Here is a 15,687-nt window from a genome sequence, read left to right on the forward strand (position 1 = left end):
AGGACTGATTTGCGTGGCGGCAGTATGTGACCAAGGCGACCCGCGGGTGCCCGCCGGCGGCGGCGCAGTGAATCTGCCCGGTGATGGGGGAGTGATCTCCCGGTGGACGGAGCACCTCGCGGGTCAGGACACGGTGGAGATCGGCCAAAGGCTGCCACCCCATTCCCCGGACTGCGCCGGGTGCGGGCCCCGCAATCCCGCCGGCCTGGATCTGCAGGTCGTGCGCACCGCGACGGGCGTCGAGGCGGTCCACCGCTTCTCCGATGCTCAAGTGGGTGCCCCTGGCATTGCGCACGGCGGAGCGGTCGCCCTCGCCTTCGACGACCTCTTCGGATTCGCCCTCAACACGGTCGGTTCGCTCGCCGTCACGCGCAGCCTCACCATCGAGTACCACGCCCCGTTCCGGCTGCACCGTCCCTACACATTCTCCGCCCAGGTGGCCCAGCGCGAAGGACGTCGACTGCTACTCCATGCTGACGCCTGGGACGACGCCGGCCAGAAGGCGGGGTCGGCCGCGGCCACCTTCGTGGTGGTCGATCCGGGACATTTTGCCGCGGGCGCCGAACAAGGGATGGGTCGGGGCGATTGAGAATCGTTGACGCGACATCCCGAGGTTCGCGGGGCTACGCTGGCGGGTCATCTGCTCTGAGGAGCGATCGCGAACGCCACCGGGAGTTCGCGGAGGACGGCTGGCGGATGCGACTGGGAGAGCGCCGCCCGTACCGAACGGCTACTGCGGCCTGGATGGGCATCGGGGAGCGGGGGGCTGACCTCCTCCTACCTGCACCCATTCCCGAGAGCGCGGTCATGTGCAGGCTTTGCGTTGCGCCGCGCGGCGGCGACATCGACGAGAAGGACATGACCGCCGCCGACGTGAGCACCGACTACCTGAGTGCCCAGCCCACGGCGGGAATCCGGTGATGTTGCCCGGAACGCGACCTGAGTGGGGCGTGGCGTGGTGGGTGGCCTTCTTGGTCTGCAAGCCCGCGCTCATCCTGGTGCGACGTCGGGACTGGCGTGGACTTGACCAGATCCCCTCAAGCGGCGGGGTGGTGCTTGCCGCGAACCACGTCTCTCATGTGGACCCGCTGCTCATCGCCGAAATGGTGCTCGCGCAAGGCCGGACGCCAGCATTTCTGGCCAAGAGCAGTCTCTTCGGAGAAGGGATCGTGGGGCGGTGGTTCCGAGCCGGGCACGTGGAGGTGGATCGCTCGCATGGCGGGGACGGATTCGGCGCCGCCTTGACGGCGCTTCGGGGCGGTGCACTTCTCGTGGTCTATCCCGAAGGATCGATCACGAAAGACCCTGACGGCCGCCTGCTGAATCTGAAGACAGGCGCTGTGCGGCTGGCGCTCGAGTCCGGCGCACCCCTCATTCCGGTGGCGCAGCGAGGTGCTCAGGACATCCTGCCCGCCTATAGCCGACGCCCGCGGCTGCTCAAGCGGCCCATTGTCACCATCGACGTCGGTCGCCCCCTAAACCTGACTGACCTCAGACAGCGCGGACTTGAGCCGGAGGCGGTCCGCGATGGAACACGACGACTCGCCGACACTCTGGTGCAGATGGTTGAGGAGCTGGAAGGCGGGCAGCGTGCGGACTGATCGCCAGGCGTCGGTTTCGGCGCAATGGGTCATGAGGTACCGACGAGCGCGGGACAACTCGGCGCGGGCAGCAGTTGCGGAATCAGGATGCGACACGGGCGTGGTTGGCCGCCTCTTCGTCGAGCCGACCGGCAGTCGGTCAGTGCGAACGCCAGCCGCGGCCGGGCTTCGGGTCACGATCCTGGCCGGGCACAGCCACCCCCGTTGGGATCGGTGAGTACCGTGCCCGTCGAGCTTGCCGCCATCGTCGGTCTAACCGGGCTGCTAACGCTGACACTCCTCGCCCTAGTCGTATCGCGGCTACAACTGCGAAGGGCCCGAGGCCGGGTTGCCGCCCTTGAGAGCGAACTCGTAGGGAGCACCGGGTCACGCAGCCGCCGGGTCACAGGGATGGCGGTGAAGGCGGTGGTTGAGACTGCGACCCGTGTCCGCGAAGGCGGAATCAGCGGTCTTCTCGTCTCCTCAATCGAGGACATCACCCGGTGGGTGACCGAGGACCGTGCGACGATCCTGCGTAACGCGGCACCCGACGGCACCGTCACGATATTCTTCTCCGACGTCGAGGACTCGACCATTCACAACGAGCGGCTTGGCGACGATGAGTGGGTGCGGCTGCTCGGGGATCACGACCGCATCGTTCGCGAGCAGATACGTCGTCACCGTGGCCACGTTGTCAAGACGCAGGGCGACGGCTTCATGGTCGTCTTCCGCGAACCGGTCGACGGTGTGCGAGCAGCGATCGACATCCAGCGCAGGCTCGACTCGTTGACCGCGAGCGAACTGCGGCATACGCAGGTCAAGGACCGAATCGGCCTCCACGTCGGCGCGGTAGTGGCCAGGGGCGGCGACTATTTCGGCCGCAACGTGGCGATGGCTGCCCGGGTGGCGGGACACGCCGCAGGCGGCCAAGTCGTCGTGTCGGACGACTTGCGCCGCTGCCTGGGCGAGGTCGCGGATTCCGAATCGGAGTTCGACCTCAAGCCGGGACCGCGGACCGACCTCAAGGGCCTGTCCGGGGTCCATCAACTGTGGTGGGTGCGCTGCGCTTGAGGCCCGAAAACTCGGGCTTTCGCTGGCCGATGGAGGCTGGCAAACACCCCCGCACGGCCTCCACTCACCATTCTCTTGCGGCCACCGACGCGGCAAACACCGTCCGATCCCAGGTGAGGCGTTGCGAACGCGCGAGTCAAGACCCAAGTCAACTGGGCTTGGGCAGAGACCGGGCGATGATCTCCTTCATGATCTCGGTGGTGCCGGCGTAGATCTGACTGATCCGCAGGTCGGTCCACGCCCGCGCAATCGGGTACTCCTCCATGTAGCCGTAGCCGCCGTGGAGTTGCAGGCACGTGTCGGCCACCTGTTGAGCGCGCTCCGAAGCCCAATACTTCGCCATTGCAGCGGTCGGGATGTCGAGCCTGCCCTCCACATGCAGGAAGATGCATTCGTCGACGAAGGCGCGCGTCACGCGGGCCTCGGTGGCAACCTCGGCGAGTTTGAACTTCGTGTTTTGAAACCCGAAGATCGGCTTGCCGAACGCCTCGCGCGACAACGTGTACTCATGCGTGAGGTCGAGCATCAGATCCATCGATGCGGCGCAACTGATGGCGACGAGAAGGCGCTCCTGCGGGAGCTGCATCATGAGCTGAATGAAGCCCTGACCCTCCTCGTCGCCGAGCAGGTTGCTGGCGGGGACGCGCACGTCGTCGAAGAACAGCTCGCAGGTGTCTTGTCCCTTGAGGCCAATCTTGTCGAGCACCCGGCCGCGCCGGAAGCCCTCGGAGCTGGTCGGCACGATGACCAGTGAGACGCCGGCCGCGGCTTCGTCGGGATTGGTCTTGCAGGCCAGCAGAACCATATCCGCGTGGTAGCCGTTGGTAATGAAGGTCTTGGCGCCATTGATGACGTAGTCATCGCCATCGCGAATGGCACGGGTCTTGATTCCCTGCAGATCCGACCCAGTGCCGGGCTCGGTCATCGCGATAGCGGTGACGACCTCGCCGGATGCCATCTTGGGGAGCCACTCCTGCTTCTGCTCCTCGGTGCCGTAGTGCAGCAGGTAGTGCGCGACGATGCCACTGTGCAGAGATGCACCCCAACTGCTGTCGCCGACGCGCGCCTGCTCCTCGATCAGGATCGCTTCGTGATGGAAGTTGCCGCCGCCGCCGCCGTACTCCTCCGGAATGGACGTGCACAGCAGACCGAGCTTGCCCGCCTGTGTCCAGAGCTCGCGGTCGACGCGCCTGTTCTTGATGAAGCGGTCGATGTTGGGCTTGATCTCCTTCTCGCAGAAGGTTCGGGCGAGATCGCGGAAGTCGTCGAGGTCCTGGGTCATCCAGGGCGAGCGGCGGCCGGGCATGGCTCCTCCAAAGGGGGTCGTGGGTGCCGGGTACAACCTGTACCACCCTACGGGTACAGGTTGTACCCGCGCTAGTGCGATGGGTTAGATTGCGGCCGTGGATCTCGCGAGGTGGGTGGACACGGCGGTCGTGCGTCGATCGACTGCGCACGACTCCCACCGGGCCCCACGACGCGAGCAGATCGTGGTCGCCGCGGCTGGTGCGATCGAGCAATATGGCGCTGGGGTAGGCACCGCCCAGATCGCCGAGCGAGCCGGAGTGGCGAGACCTCACGTCTATCGCCACTTCGACAGCAAGGACGACCTCGAGAGCGAGGTGCTGCGATTTGCCGCTACCCAGCTAATCGAGACCGTGCGTCCCGCGATGCGGCACAGCGGCACCGCGCCAGCGATCATTGAAGGTGTGATCGCGGCCGCTGTGAGGTGGGCTGCAGAGAATCCGAACCTGTATCGATTCATGGCCGCCCGCCAGCAGACCAAGGCAACTCATCGGGCTCGGCTGGGGCGCACGCGATTCCTGGGAGAGGTGGTGGCCGCAGCTTCGGCGTACTTGCGCACCCCTGACGTCCAGGTTGAACCACCCGACGGCGTCATGGCGGGGCTGATGGGCATGGTCGATGCGGGCATCATTTGGTGGCTCGACCACCACGACGAGTCCCAGGATGAGGTCGTCACCCGTATCGCCCACCAAGTTTGGTTGGTCATGAGCGACCTCGCCCAAAGTGTCGGGCTCGCGATCGACAACGACAGTTTGCTCACCGTCCCATGAGGACCGAAACCTTTCGCCTTGCCCATCGACTTCGCGGGCAGGTCAGAAGTGGCGTATAGCAACGGGGGAGTATGTGCTCTGTTGAGAACTCCTCGAGGGCGAGCCAAGAGGTCCCGGACTTGACCCCGGTGCTTCTGCGCCTTCAGGGACGCACGTCCTGCAGCCGACCCCGATGATTCGCATGACGACACGGCTTGCGGAGACGGGCGGAATCGGGGGTCGTTCAATGATGAGGAGATTCGCGGCGGCGGCTCCCCGCATGCTGCGACTAGTGTCTGTCAGCGATGGTTTCCGGACTCGACCCCTCAGTGCTGCGCGCCGCCCGCGAGAAGGCGGGCCTGACCCAGCATGAGTTGGCGCGTCTCGTTGGTGCGGCCGGTGGGGAGCGCATATCTCGTTGGGAGTTGGGCGCGTCGGTTCCTAGGCCTGATTTCTTGGTCAAGCTTGCTAGAACCCTCGACATCCCGACCCTTCGTCTCATTCACATAGATGGTGAGGTTCCTGATCTCAGGGCACTGCGTTTGAAGGCCGGGCTGACGGTGGCCGAGCTGGCTGCGGCCGTCAACGTGGCGGTGCCGACCTACTACGCCTGGGAGCAAGGCCGTTGGACCCGACTCCCGGCAGCCACGCAGCTTGAGAGCCTCGCGCGTGGGTTAGCGGACACAGTTGACGTCGTCGCCGCGGCCTTCCAAGAAGCCCGGCAGCAGCGCCTGCGGCGCGGGCAGGTCTAGCGCCCCACGCGAGCGGGTGGCTCCTGAGTTTGTCCGTAATCCACAAGGGAAAATTCCTACCGAAAAGTCCGCATGATCTGTGGTCCCATGGACCTGGACGTTCGGTGCGTGCGAGCGCTCAGTCCCAACGGGGGATTGGGCCACGCAACCACTTCCGGTCAGGACTCGGGCGATGACATCTCGGAATCGGTCAGCTGTGGATAACGATTCTTTCGATAGAAATGCACTAGTGTGTTTCGATCGAGTCGGGCTCGCGATGACCGCTCCCGGCACGTCTTGACACGTAGGTGATCGAGACAAGAGAGGACTCGGGGATCCATGTCGATGAACACTGCTCAACAAGCACGGGACGAGGTTGGCGCCAGCATCAAGGCACCTCCCGACCACAACCACTTCCCACGGCTGAGGCGCCGTCGCAGGCGTTGGGTCCTCGCACTCTGCGCGGCTCTTGTCGCTGCCGGCGGCCTGGGGACCGCGTTCGCGTTCACCTCGGTTAACGACACCCAAGAGGTCCTGGTCGTCAGCAACGACATCAAGCGTGGCGAGACCATCAAGGCCGGCGACCTCGCCGTCGTGCGGCTCAGCGTCGACCCGGCGTTGACCCCGGTCCCCGGCAGCCAGAAGGCCGAGCTCGAGGGCACCCGCGCCGCCGTCGACCTGTGGGCCGGCACCCTGCTCACCGAACAGGCGGTCGCCGACAACCTGGTGCCGGGGGAGGGAGAGTCCCTGGTGGGCATCAGCCTCACGCCCGCGCAGATGCCGTCAGAGCCGCTCTACGGCGGCGACCTCGTCCGGATCGTCACCACGCCCGGCGACCAGGGCGAGATCACCGACAGGGAGCCGGTGACCATCGAGGCCACCGTCATTGGTGTTAACCGGGTCGAGGAGACGGGGGAGACCGTCGTCGACGTCTCGGTGCCCGAAGCCGAGGCGGCCGACCTGGCTGCCCGGGCTGCCACCGGACGGGTCGCACTCGTCCTGGACGCCCGGGAGCGCTGAAGCATGGCGGTGATCGTCCTGGCCTCCGCGAGCGGTTCGCCCGGCGTGTCCACCACGGCGCTCGGGCTCACCCTCAACTGGCACCGACCCGTGCTCCTGGTCGACGCAGACCCGACCGGATCCTCCTCGGTCTTCGCCGGCTACTTCCACGGAACCCAGGAACCCACCGGCGGGCTGATCAACCTCGCTCTCTCCCTGCGCGAGGGAACGCTGGCGGACGCACTGCCCCGTGAGACGCTGCTGCTGGACCCCGAGGCGCCGGCCGAGCGGTCGGCCTGGTTCCTACCCGGCATCCGCGCCCACGAGCAGGCACCCAGCCTGCTGCCCCTGTGGGAACCGCTCACCGAGCAACTGCGCGCCCTCGACCGCAACGGCCAGGACGTCATCGTCGACGCCGGACGACTCGGCCTCGCCGGCTGGCCCCAGCCGCTGATCGCTGCCTCCGAGCTGACGCTGCTCGTTACCCGCAGCTCGCTGCCGGCCCTGGCCGGCGCCACCAGCTGGGCCAAGACCCTGCGGGCACAGTTCGCCGCAGTCGGTGGGCTGTCCCGTCTCGGGGTCCTGCTCGTTAACGAGGAGCGCCGCTGGCCCGCGGTACCCACCGGTGCCCGCGTCCGCCCCTACACCCCCCGCCACATCGCCAAGGCCCTCCAGATCCCCGTGGTCTCCTCCGTGGACTGGGAGCCCGAAGTGGCTGAGGTGTACTCCCACGGCGCCCGCAAGCCACGCAAGTTCGAGTCCTCCGGACTGCGGCGCGGCTACCGGGGCAGCACCGCCGCAATCCAGTCCATCCTCGGCGCCAACCAGGCCGCCCTCGCTCCCACGAACGGAGGCAACGCATGAGCAGCAACGGACACCACCCGGAGACCAACGGCCGCGACCCGCTGCGCGCAGACGAGTGGCTTGAGGCCCGCCATGCCGCGAACCGTGAGCAGACCTCGCCGTTCGCCCGAGGACGCGGTTCCAACGGCACCCCGCCGCCCCCGCCGGTCGTCGAGGACGACGACCCGACCTCGCTGCCGATCTTCGCCGGCGCCTGGACCAGCGAAGGCGAGGGCCAGCTGCCTGGCCGCGCCCGCTCGGAGTTCAGCCTTCGCCCGCTTGTGGCGCCCGCACCGGAGGAGCACCACGACACCCGCGGCACGGACGGCGAAGTCGAGCTGGACTGGGAGCTGGTCGCGCAATACCGCGCTGAGATCTCGTCGCGACTGACCGCCCGGCTCGACAAGGAAGGTGGCCGGGTCACCGAGGAAGACCGCCAGCAGATGGGCCTCGACGTCATCGAGGAGCTCATCAAATCCGAGGCCGAGACGCTGGTCTCCACCGGCCGGCCTCCGTGGACGAAGCACCAGGAGAAGGCGCTCAAGTCCGCCCTCCACGCCGACCTGTTCGGGCTCGGCCGCCTGCAGCCCCTGGTCGAGCGCGAGGACGTCGAGAACATCATCGTCATCGCCCGCGGCCCGGTCTGCTCGGTGTGGCTGGAGCTGGTCGACGGCACCCTTGTGGAGGCCGCCCCGATCGCCGACTCCGAGGACGAACTGCGCGAGTTCCTCTCCGACCTAGGCGCACGGCAGAACCGGCCCTTCACCGAGGCCCGGCCGCACCTGGACCTCCGGCTGCCCGGGGGAGCGCGGCTCGCGGCCGGCTCCTGGGTGATGGCCTACACCTCCGTCGTGATCCGTCGCCACAGCATGCGCGAGGTGTCGATGGACGAGATGGTCTACGACCGCAAGGCGTGCAGCGCGGTCCTGGCCGACTTCGTCGCAACCTGCGTGCGCGCGGGCAAGAGCATCGTCGTCTCCGGGGTCCAAGGCAGCGGCAAGACCACTTGGGTCCGGGCCCTGTGCTCGTGCATCCCGCCCTGGGAGATGATCGGCACCTTCGAGACCGAGTTCGAGCTGCACCTGCACGAGCTCGTCGACCGCCACAAGATCGTCCACGCGTGGGAGCACCGCCCCGGATCCGGCGAGGTCGGCATCGACGGCCGCCAGGCCGGTGAGTTCAGCCTCGAGGAGGCCATCCACCACTCCTTCCGGTTCAACCTCGCCCGCCAGATCGTCGGTGAGGTCCGCGGCCCGGAGGTCTGGAACATGCTCAAGGCCATGGAGTCCGGGCCGGGCTCGATCAGCACCACCCACGCCCGCAGTGCCGAGCACACGATCGAGAAGCTCGTCTCCTGCGCCATGGAGAAAGGCCCCCAGGTCACCCGCGAGCTGGCAATCAGCAAGCTGGCCGCCGCGATCGACATCGTGATGTACCTGCGCTCGGAGGTCGTCGCCAATCCCGACGGCACCTTCCGCAAGCAGCGCTGGGTCGAGGAGGTCCTGGTCGTCCAGCCCAGCATCGACGCCGCCAGGGGATACGCCACCACCCCGATCTTCGCCCCTAACCAGCTCGGCCAGGCCGTCGCGACCGGCAAGCTCGACAACTTCCTCGCCCAGGAGCTGGCGCGGCATGGGTTCGACCTCGAGGTGTACAAGGCCGAGTCCCAGGCCAACCCGGGTGTGGCCACCTCATGAGCCCAATGTCATCGGGGTTCCTGCCCGCCGTGTTCGGCGCCCTCATCGTCATCGGCCTGATCGGCATGGTCTACGCGATGATCCCGGCGCCGCCCAAGCCGCCGAAGCCGGCCCGGACCACCACCCCGTTCGGATGGCTCGGCAGCTGGTTCGTCCGGCTCGACCGTCGTACCCGGATGCTGATGATCGGCGGGGCGGTGGCTGGCCTCCTGGTCGCGCTGGTGACCGGCTGGGTGATCGCGATCGTGCTCGTCCCGGCCGGGATCGTCGGTATCCCGCTGTTGCTGACGCCCCCGCCGGCGGCCGCGAGCATCGAGAAGCTCGAGGCGCTCGAGGAGTGGACCCGGTCGCTGTCGGGCAAGCTGACCGCCGGGCAGTCGCTGCGCTCGGCGCTCATCAAGTCGCTGCAGTCGACACCGGAGCCGATCGGGCGCGAGGTCGGGCTGATGGTCTCGCGGCTGTGGAACAACACCTCCTCTACCGAGGACGTTCTGCGCGCGTTCGCCGAGGACCTCAACGACTCCACCGGCGACGTCGTGGCCAGCCAGCTGATCCTGGCCGCCAGCGGGCGAGGACAGGCCGGACTGTCGAAGGCACTGGATGCCCTCGCCGAGACCGTCGCGGCCGACGTCCGCGCCCGACGCCAGATCGCCGCCGACCAGGCCAAGCCCCGCACCACCGCCCGCACCGTCACCGTCATCACCCTTGGTGTGCTCGGCATCCTCGCCTTCACCGGCGACTACATCGAGCCCTACGGCACCCCGCTGGGCCAGGTGGTCCTCGGCGTCCTGCTCACCGCGTACGTAGCCACTCTGCTCTGGATGCGCCGGATGGCGGTTGCCAAGCCGCTCCCGCGGTTCCTCGACCTCCAGGCCCGCAACGCCCACCGCGCCGCCCAGCGCACAGCACCGGGCGAGAAGGAAGGAGCACTGGCATGACCGGCCTGCAGCTCGCGCTCGCCAGCGGCACCCTCATCGGACTGGCCCTCGCCCTGCTCGTATGGCGCCTCGCGCCGTCTGACCCCGACCTGGTCGACGCGCTGGACCGGCTCTCGCCCGACCGCGTCGCGCCCCGCCGCGGCATCCCCGGCGTCGACGAGGCCGGCACCGACACCGGCTCCGCCGTCGACCGGATCGGCCTGTGGGCGATGAAGAACCTCCCGGGCGGCGCGTGGGCACACACGCCCCGCAAGGACCTGGCCATCCTGCAGATCAGCGAGACCCGGTTCCACGGCGAGAAGGTCGTCTGGGCCCTCCTTGGCCTCGTCATGCCGCCCCTGCTGGCCACCTTCTTCTCGCTGATCGGGCTGCCCCTGCCGTTCGCGATCTCCACGCTCGGGTCGCTGGCCCTGGCTGCCCTGTTCTGGTTCATGCCCAACTACAACGCCACCGACGACGCCAAGAAGGCCCGCATCGAGTTCAACCGGGCCCTCGGCGCCTACATCGACATGGTCGCCACCGGTGTCCGCGACGGATCCAGCGGCCAGCAGGCGCTGCGCTCGGCAGCCGAGGTCGGCGACAAGTGGGTCTTCAAGCGCATCGAGAGCGAGCTGCGCCGCGCCCGCTACATGACCCGCGCACCGTGGGACTCCCTGCACAGCCTGGCCGACGAGCTCGCCGTCCCCGAGCTCGATGACCTCGCCGACATCATGCAGCAGTCCGGCCAGGACGGGGCCCAGATCTACAACAACCTCCGGGCCCGCGCCGCCGCACTCCGGTCGGCGATGCTCAGCGCCGAGGTCGGCAAGGCCAACGCCACCTCCGAGCGCATGTACATCCCAGCCAGCCTGCTCGGCATCGTCTTCATGGCGATCCTCGTCACCCCCTCCCTGCTCCGTTTCACCACCTGACCGACCTAACACCGACCCCAAAGAACCAGGGTCACCCAGACCGCAAACCGAACAACAAGGAAAGGAAGAACCCCGATGTTGAAGCTCTTCATCGCCCTCCAGATGGCGGCGCTGACCTCGCTCGCCTCCCTCGAGGACCGCGTCACCCGGCAGCGCAACGAGCGCGGCTCCGTCACGATCGAGCAGGTCCTGTGGGCCGGCGCCGTGATCGTCATCGTCGGCATCGTCGTCGCGGCCATCAAGTTCTTCGTGACCAGCGAGTCCGCCAAGATCAAGTAGGCCGCCATGTTCGCCAGCCTCCACCGCCGCAGCCGGGACGAGCGCGGGTCAGTGACCATCCAGATGGTCTTCCTGATGCCCGCGCTGTTCCTGCTGATGTTCCTCGGCCTCCAAGGCGCCCTTTACTACCACGCGAAGCAGGTAGCGCTCGCGGCCGCGCAGGAGGGCGCCCGTGAGGCAGGCAGCGAGACCGGCACCCGCGACGCCGGTGTGGCCACGGCGAACACGTTCCTCCACGACGCCGGAGGCTCCGACGTGATGACCTCCACCAGCGTCTCCGGATCACGGACCACGACCACCGCCACGATCACCGTCACGGGCAAGTCCATGAGCGTCATCCCCGGCTGGCACGTGACCGTCACCCAGAGCGCCAGCGTCCCGGTCGAGAGGCTCACCGAATGACCAGGCAGACGAGGCGGACCAGCGCACGCCGCCGGCGCCGGGACGAGCGCGGGTCGGTGGCCATCGAGGCCGCGATCGGCGTCCCGGCCTTCGGCCTGTTCGTGGCGATGATCATCCTCGGCGGCCGCGTGGAGATCGCCAAGCAGTCCGTGGACGCAGCCGCCTACGAGGCGGCACGAGCGGCCTCCATCGAGCGGACCCAGAGCGAGGCCATCACCTCCGGCAAGTCCGCGGCCACCAGCAGCCTGCACGACCAGGGCCTGCAGTGCACGACCACCAACATCACGATCAACGCTGCGGCCTTCAACGCCCCGCTGGGAACCACCGCCCAGGTCACCGCCACCGTGACCTGCAAGGTCGACGTGGCGGACCTGAGCATCCCCGGCCTGCCCGGCACCCGGACGATCACCGCCACCGCCAGCAGCCCCGTCGACGCCTACCGGGAGCGCCGATGATGACCGCCCGCATCCGCAGTCTCACGACGCGGCGCTCGCGTGATGAGCGCGGCTCCATCAGCGTCTGGTTCGCTACCGCAGCACTGGCGATGATCATCCTCGTCGGGATGGCCGTCGACCTCGGCGGCAAGGTCCACACCCAGCAGCAAGCCCGCAGCGCTGCCGCCCAGGCCGCCCGCACCGGCGCCCAGGAGGTTCAGGGCTCGACCGCAGTCCGCGGCGAGGACCTCCGCGTCGACCTCACCGCCGCCAAGACGGCCGCCATGGACTATCTCCGCGCCGCCGGCGTGGAGGGAACCGTCCGCGTCGTCGACGGCGACACCCTGATCGTCACCACCACCGACACATACACCAGCAAGTTCCTCGGGATCATCGGCCTGGACACGATGCAGGTCACCGGGGAGGCGTCCGCGCGGCTCATCCGCGCCGAAGGAGGCATCGAGAGATGACCACGCCCACCCATCCCACCCTGGGCCAGCGGCTCACCGGCCTCGCAGCCTTGGTCGCCGTACTCGGCATCGTCCTCGGGCTGCCCGCACTATTCCTCGCGATCAGTGCCAGCCCAATCCCGGACCACGTCCCGACCCTGGACGGCATCAAGAATGCGCTCATGGCGCCCGACGACGGCACCCTCGTCCTCGGCCTGTTCAAGGTGATCGGCTGGGTCGCGTGGGCCTTCATGGCGCTGAGCCTGGTCGTGGAGGCCATCGCACGGCTCCGCAAGGTCCAGGCGCCCCGGCTGCCGGGCCTGGGCCGGCCGCAGGCTGCAGCAAGCGGACTCATCGGCCTCGCCGCTCTGCTGTTCATCGCCGCGCCCATCGCCGCCCAGACAGCCACGATCACCACGGCCGCCGCGGCGCCGGTGACGGTGGGACATGTCAACGCCGGTGCCGCCGACCAGGCACCCGCCCAGCAGGACGTCAAGGTCGAGACGAAGCAGGAGCGCCAGCGCAAGACCGTCGACCACGCTGTGAAGCCGGGGGAGAGCCTGTGGTCGATCGCCGAGGACCACTTCGGCGACGGTGCCCGCTACAAGGAGCTCGTCGAACTCAACCGCGACCTCCTCGGCGCGCAGCCGAGCTTCCTCGAGCCCGGTTGGGTACTCAAACTGCCCGCGGTCAACGGCGGGGCACCGGCGCACGACTACACGGTGCAGCCCACCGACACCCTCAGCGAGATCGCCCAAGAGCAGCTCGGCGACGCCGACCGCTGGCCCGAGATCTACCAGGCCTCCACCGGCATCACCCAGCCCAGCGGGGCCCAGCTGACCGACCCCGACGTCATCGACGTCGGCTGGAAGCTCAACATCCCCGGCGCCGAGCAGGGGGGCAGTCACGACGACACCCGGCACCAGCAGCCGCGCGACGTCGAGCCCGAGACGCCCGCCAGCCCCGAGGACCAGCGGCCCGTCGACCCGCTGGCCGAGGAGGAGCCGCCGGTCGCCCACGAGCCTGAGGTGCCCGAGGTACCCGAGACGGCCGTGCCCGACGCGCCGCCCCAAGCCGAGGAGCCGGCGGCGCCGTCCGCCGACGTCGACCAGGTCGACGACGCTGACGACTCGATCCTCGACGCGCCGTGGGTCCTCGCCGGTCTGACCGGCGGGGGCGTCCTGCTGTCCGGGGCGCTGCTCATGGCCCTGCGGTCCCGCCGCCGCGCCGGCTACCGGAACCGGACGCCCGGCCGCGCGATCGCCGCGCCGCCTCCGGAGCTCGCGCCGGTCGAGATGACCCTGAACGCCACCGGTGCCGCGGCCGCGGCGACCGTGGAGTTCGCGGACGAGGCGCTGCGCCGCCTCGCGGCCGCCGTCGGCGCGCAGGGCACCACGATGCCGCCGCTCGCCGCCGTGGAGCTCGGGCACGGCAAGCTGACCCTGCACCTGAGCGCGCCGGCCGCCGTTCCGGCGCCCTGGGTGGGCAGCCCGGACCAGACCCACTGGCACGTCAGCACGGACACCGCCGTCGACGAGCTCGGCCCCGACACAGGGAACGTCGAGCCGCCCTACCCGCTCCTGGCCACCATCGGCATGAGCGACACCGGCGAGACGTGGTTGCTCAACTGCGAGGAGCTGTCCACCCTCACCATCAGCGGCGACCCGACCTACGGCCGGGACTTCGCCCGCCACCTCGCCGCGCAGCTGGCCGTCAACCCGTGGTCGCGCCGCGTGCAGGTCGACTGCATCGGCGTGGCTGAGGAAGCCGTCGCCATGGACGAGCGGATCAGCTACTACCCGACCGGAGCAGCCGGGTCACCCGCGACCGCGGAAGCCCTAGCGGCCGCCGTCACCACGGTCGACCGGGCGAAGCGACACGACACCGACGCGTCCACGGCGCGCACCGGCCGCGTCGACGACGACACCTGGCCCGCCCGGATGCTGTTGCTCGACGCGGCGGCCGGAGACCCCGAGGACCTTGAGCAGCTGCTGCAGCTGGTCACCAACCACGTCGGGCAGTCCGCCACCTCCATCGTCGTCGCCGGCGAACGCCCCAACACACCGGGCGCCGTCCTGCACATGACGAACACCGGCCGCGTCGTCCTCGAGCACGCCGGCCTCAACCTCATCGCCGTCGGCCTCACCAGCGACGAAGCCCGCGGCTGCGCCCTGGTCTACGCACAGAGCGAGGTCGCCGAGGACGTCCCCGTGCCGGTCGACGAGACCGTCACCGACGGCTGGGAGGCCTACACCGACCAGTCCGGGGCACTGCGCCGCGAGTACACCCTGCCGCGCAACACCCCCGCGGACACCGTCGACGAGCCGCTGTCCTCCCTCTTGGATGGCGACGACGAGGACTACATCCGGCAGAGCGCGATCGTGCAGGAGGACCTCGAGACGCTGGCGCCGAAGGTGCCCGAGCACGTCCGAGCCGAGGTCGAGCAGAGCGACCCCACACTCGACCAGGACATCGCCGACTGGTTCTCGACCGACTGCGACCGTCCACGGCTCAGCCTGCTCGGTCCGGTCACCGCGCGCACCCACGGCAAGGCCCTGGCCAAGCGCAAGCCCTACTTCACCGAGCTCCTCGCGTACTTGGCCCTGCACCGCAAGCACGGAGCCACCCGAGAGGAGATCGGCGAGGCATTCGGGATCACCCCCGGCAAGGTGCGCGACTACACCAACACCGTCCGCGAATGGTTGGGCACCAACCCCACAACTGGAGAGCCCCACCTGCCCCACGCCGACAAGGCCCCTGCCACCAAGCTCCGCGGCGTCAACGTCTACCAGGTCGACGACGGCCTCCTGGTCGACCTCCACCTCTTCCTCCGACTGCGCAAGCGCGGGCAGGCCCGGGGCGGCGCGGAAGGCGTCGCCGACCTCTGCACCGCGCTCGAGCTCGTGGGCGAGGCGAAGCCGTTCAGCCAGCTGCGGGAAGAGGGATGGTCTTGGCTCGTCAACGAGCCCGACCGCGTCGACCTCATGGCGTCGGGCTGGATCGCCGATGTCGCCCTCATCGTCGTCACCGAGGCCCTCGCCGCCGGCGACCTGGTCAAGGCCCGCTCCGCGGCGTACGTCGCCAACCGGGCCGACCCCGACGGCGAGAGCACTCGCCTGTGTCTGGCACACGTCATGAGGGCCGAGGGCGACCAGCTCGAGGCGGACCGGATCCTCCGCGAGGAGATCTGCAACCGGTCCGACGACGGCGACGCCCCGCTGGAACTGTCGGAGCGTACGAAGACCATCATCAGTACCCACGGCTGGCTGGCGAGCTGACTCGGGAAGGGAGCACCAGCA

The 15,687-nt window shown here is 68.8% G+C and carries 17 protein-coding genes; 16 read left to right on the forward strand and 1 reads right to left on the reverse strand.

What is annotated here, in order from left to right:
* Positions 1 to 46: 46 nt before the first annotated feature.
* The 4 genes from ABD086_RS15125 to ABD086_RS15140 all read left to right on the forward strand — a co-directional run bounded on the left by ABD086_RS15125 (position 47) and on the right by ABD086_RS15140 (position 2,651).
* On the forward strand, positions 47 to 589 hold the full coding sequence (locus ABD086_RS15125) for a PaaI family thioesterase (protein WP_343908397.1): 543 nt from the start codon (positions 47 to 49) through the stop codon (positions 587 to 589).
* Between the two features lie 155 nt (positions 590 to 744).
* On the forward strand, positions 745 to 921 hold the full coding sequence (locus ABD086_RS15130; RefSeq protein WP_343908398.1) for a hypothetical protein: 177 nt from the start codon (positions 745 to 747) through the stop codon (positions 919 to 921).
* Positions 922 to 962: 41 nt separating this feature from the next.
* Positions 963 to 1,601 carry a lysophospholipid acyltransferase family protein gene (locus ABD086_RS15135; RefSeq protein WP_343908399.1) on the forward strand — a complete coding sequence of 213 codons (639 nt, stop codon included), beginning with the start codon at positions 963 to 965 and terminating at the stop codon, positions 1,599 to 1,601.
* Positions 1,602 to 1,991: 390 nt separating this feature from the next.
* Positions 1,992 to 2,651 (forward strand): adenylate/guanylate cyclase domain-containing protein, encoded by a 660-nt coding sequence (locus tag ABD086_RS15140; protein WP_343908400.1) that lies wholly within the window; start codon positions 1,992 to 1,994, stop codon positions 2,649 to 2,651.
* A gap of 148 nt (positions 2,652 to 2,799) precedes the next feature.
* On the opposite strand, the gene ABD086_RS15145 is transcribed toward ABD086_RS15140, so the two are convergent.
* Positions 2,800 to 3,957, reverse strand: a complete 1,158-nt coding sequence (locus ABD086_RS15145) for an acyl-CoA dehydrogenase family protein (protein ID WP_343908401.1) — start codon at positions 3,955 to 3,957, stop codon at positions 2,800 to 2,802.
* 97 nt (positions 3,958 to 4,054) lie between these two features.
* Between ABD086_RS15145 and ABD086_RS15150 the strand changes: the two genes are divergently transcribed.
* From ABD086_RS15150 to ABD086_RS15205, 12 genes are all read left to right on the forward strand, one after another.
* Positions 4,055 to 4,726: a TetR/AcrR family transcriptional regulator gene (locus tag ABD086_RS15150; RefSeq protein WP_343908402.1), complete on the forward strand. Its 672-nt coding sequence runs from the start codon at positions 4,055 to 4,057 to the stop codon at positions 4,724 to 4,726.
* Positions 4,727 to 5,010: 284 nt separating this feature from the next.
* Positions 5,011 to 5,457, forward strand: a complete 447-nt coding sequence (locus ABD086_RS15155) for a helix-turn-helix domain-containing protein (protein WP_343908403.1) — start codon at positions 5,011 to 5,013, stop codon at positions 5,455 to 5,457.
* A 324-nt stretch (positions 5,458 to 5,781) separates the two neighbouring features.
* Positions 5,782 to 6,456 (forward strand): SAF domain-containing protein, encoded by a 675-nt coding sequence (locus tag ABD086_RS15160; protein ID WP_343908404.1) that lies wholly within the window; start codon positions 5,782 to 5,784, stop codon positions 6,454 to 6,456.
* Between the two features lie 3 nt (positions 6,457 to 6,459).
* The gene (locus ABD086_RS15165) at positions 6,460 to 7,299 is read left to right on the forward strand and encodes a MinD/ParA family ATP-binding protein (protein ID WP_343908405.1); all 840 of its coding nucleotides are present in this window, start codon (positions 6,460 to 6,462) and stop codon (positions 7,297 to 7,299) included.
* Positions 7,296 to 8,975, forward strand: a complete 1,680-nt coding sequence (locus ABD086_RS15170; protein ID WP_343908406.1) for a TadA family conjugal transfer-associated ATPase — start codon at positions 7,296 to 7,298, stop codon at positions 8,973 to 8,975. The genes ABD086_RS15165 and ABD086_RS15170 overlap by 4 nt, the downstream gene beginning before the upstream one ends.
* 5 nt (positions 8,976 to 8,980) lie before the next feature.
* Positions 8,981 to 9,913 carry a type II secretion system F family protein gene (locus ABD086_RS15175; protein ID WP_343908407.1) on the forward strand — a complete coding sequence of 311 codons (933 nt, stop codon included), beginning with the start codon at positions 8,981 to 8,983 and terminating at the stop codon, positions 9,911 to 9,913.
* The gene (locus ABD086_RS15180) at positions 9,910 to 10,824 is read left to right on the forward strand and encodes a type II secretion system F family protein (protein ID WP_343908408.1); all 915 of its coding nucleotides are present in this window, start codon (positions 9,910 to 9,912) and stop codon (positions 10,822 to 10,824) included. Before ABD086_RS15175 ends, ABD086_RS15180 begins: the two co-directional genes overlap by 4 nt.
* Before the next feature lie 75 nt (positions 10,825 to 10,899).
* Positions 10,900 to 11,103 carry a hypothetical protein gene (locus ABD086_RS15185; RefSeq protein ID WP_343908409.1) on the forward strand — a complete coding sequence of 68 codons (204 nt, stop codon included), beginning with the start codon at positions 10,900 to 10,902 and terminating at the stop codon, positions 11,101 to 11,103.
* 6 nt (positions 11,104 to 11,109) lie between these two features.
* Complete coding sequence (locus ABD086_RS15190; RefSeq protein ID WP_056680593.1) at positions 11,110 to 11,505, forward strand: TadE/TadG family type IV pilus assembly protein; 396 nt, start codon at positions 11,110 to 11,112, stop codon at positions 11,503 to 11,505.
* On the forward strand, positions 11,502 to 11,960 hold the full coding sequence (locus tag ABD086_RS15195; protein ID WP_166196732.1) for a TadE/TadG family type IV pilus assembly protein: 459 nt from the start codon (positions 11,502 to 11,504) through the stop codon (positions 11,958 to 11,960). Before ABD086_RS15190 ends, ABD086_RS15195 begins: the two co-directional genes overlap by 4 nt.
* Positions 11,960 to 12,409 (forward strand): TadE/TadG family type IV pilus assembly protein, encoded by a 450-nt coding sequence (locus tag ABD086_RS15200; protein WP_041547542.1) that lies wholly within the window; start codon positions 11,960 to 11,962, stop codon positions 12,407 to 12,409. The genes ABD086_RS15195 and ABD086_RS15200 overlap by 1 nt, the downstream gene beginning before the upstream one ends.
* Positions 12,406 to 15,666: a LysM peptidoglycan-binding domain-containing protein gene (locus ABD086_RS15205; protein ID WP_343908410.1), complete on the forward strand. Its 3,261-nt coding sequence runs from the start codon at positions 12,406 to 12,408 to the stop codon at positions 15,664 to 15,666. The genes ABD086_RS15200 and ABD086_RS15205 overlap by 4 nt, the downstream gene beginning before the upstream one ends.
* Positions 15,667 to 15,687: the final 21 nt, after the last annotated feature.

Source organism: Nocardioides aquiterrae (genome assembly GCF_039526625.1).
GTDB lineage: Bacteria > Actinomycetota > Actinomycetes > Propionibacteriales > Nocardioidaceae > Nocardioides > Nocardioides aquiterrae.

Coding starts and splice junctions, on each gene's coding strand:
- ABD086_RS15145 (WP_343908401.1), bottom strand. CDS start 3,957: ATGCCCGGCCGCCGCTCGCCCTGGATGACCCAGGACCTCGACGACTTC.
- ABD086_RS15175 (WP_343908407.1), top strand. CDS start 8,981: ATGTCATCGGGGTTCCTGCCCGCCGTGTTCGGCGCCCTCATCGTCATC.
- ABD086_RS15185 (WP_343908409.1), top strand. CDS start 10,900: ATGTTGAAGCTCTTCATCGCCCTCCAGATGGCGGCGCTGACCTCGCTC.
- ABD086_RS15140 (WP_343908400.1), top strand. CDS start 1,992: ATGGCGGTGAAGGCGGTGGTTGAGACTGCGACCCGTGTCCGCGAAGGC.
- ABD086_RS15205 (WP_343908410.1), top strand. CDS start 12,406: ATGACCACGCCCACCCATCCCACCCTGGGCCAGCGGCTCACCGGCCTC.
- ABD086_RS15170 (WP_343908406.1), top strand. CDS start 7,296: ATGAGCAGCAACGGACACCACCCGGAGACCAACGGCCGCGACCCGCTG.
- ABD086_RS15200 (WP_041547542.1), top strand. CDS start 11,960: ATGACCGCCCGCATCCGCAGTCTCACGACGCGGCGCTCGCGTGATGAG.
- ABD086_RS15195 (WP_166196732.1), top strand. CDS start 11,502: ATGACCAGGCAGACGAGGCGGACCAGCGCACGCCGCCGGCGCCGGGAC.
- ABD086_RS15190 (WP_056680593.1), top strand. CDS start 11,110: ATGTTCGCCAGCCTCCACCGCCGCAGCCGGGACGAGCGCGGGTCAGTG.
- ABD086_RS15155 (WP_343908403.1), top strand. CDS start 5,011: ATGGTTTCCGGACTCGACCCCTCAGTGCTGCGCGCCGCCCGCGAGAAG.
- ABD086_RS15165 (WP_343908405.1), top strand. CDS start 6,460: ATGGCGGTGATCGTCCTGGCCTCCGCGAGCGGTTCGCCCGGCGTGTCC.
- ABD086_RS15180 (WP_343908408.1), top strand. CDS start 9,910: ATGACCGGCCTGCAGCTCGCGCTCGCCAGCGGCACCCTCATCGGACTG.
- ABD086_RS15160 (WP_343908404.1), top strand. CDS start 5,782: ATGAACACTGCTCAACAAGCACGGGACGAGGTTGGCGCCAGCATCAAG.
- ABD086_RS15130 (WP_343908398.1), top strand. CDS start 745: ATGGGCATCGGGGAGCGGGGGGCTGACCTCCTCCTACCTGCACCCATT.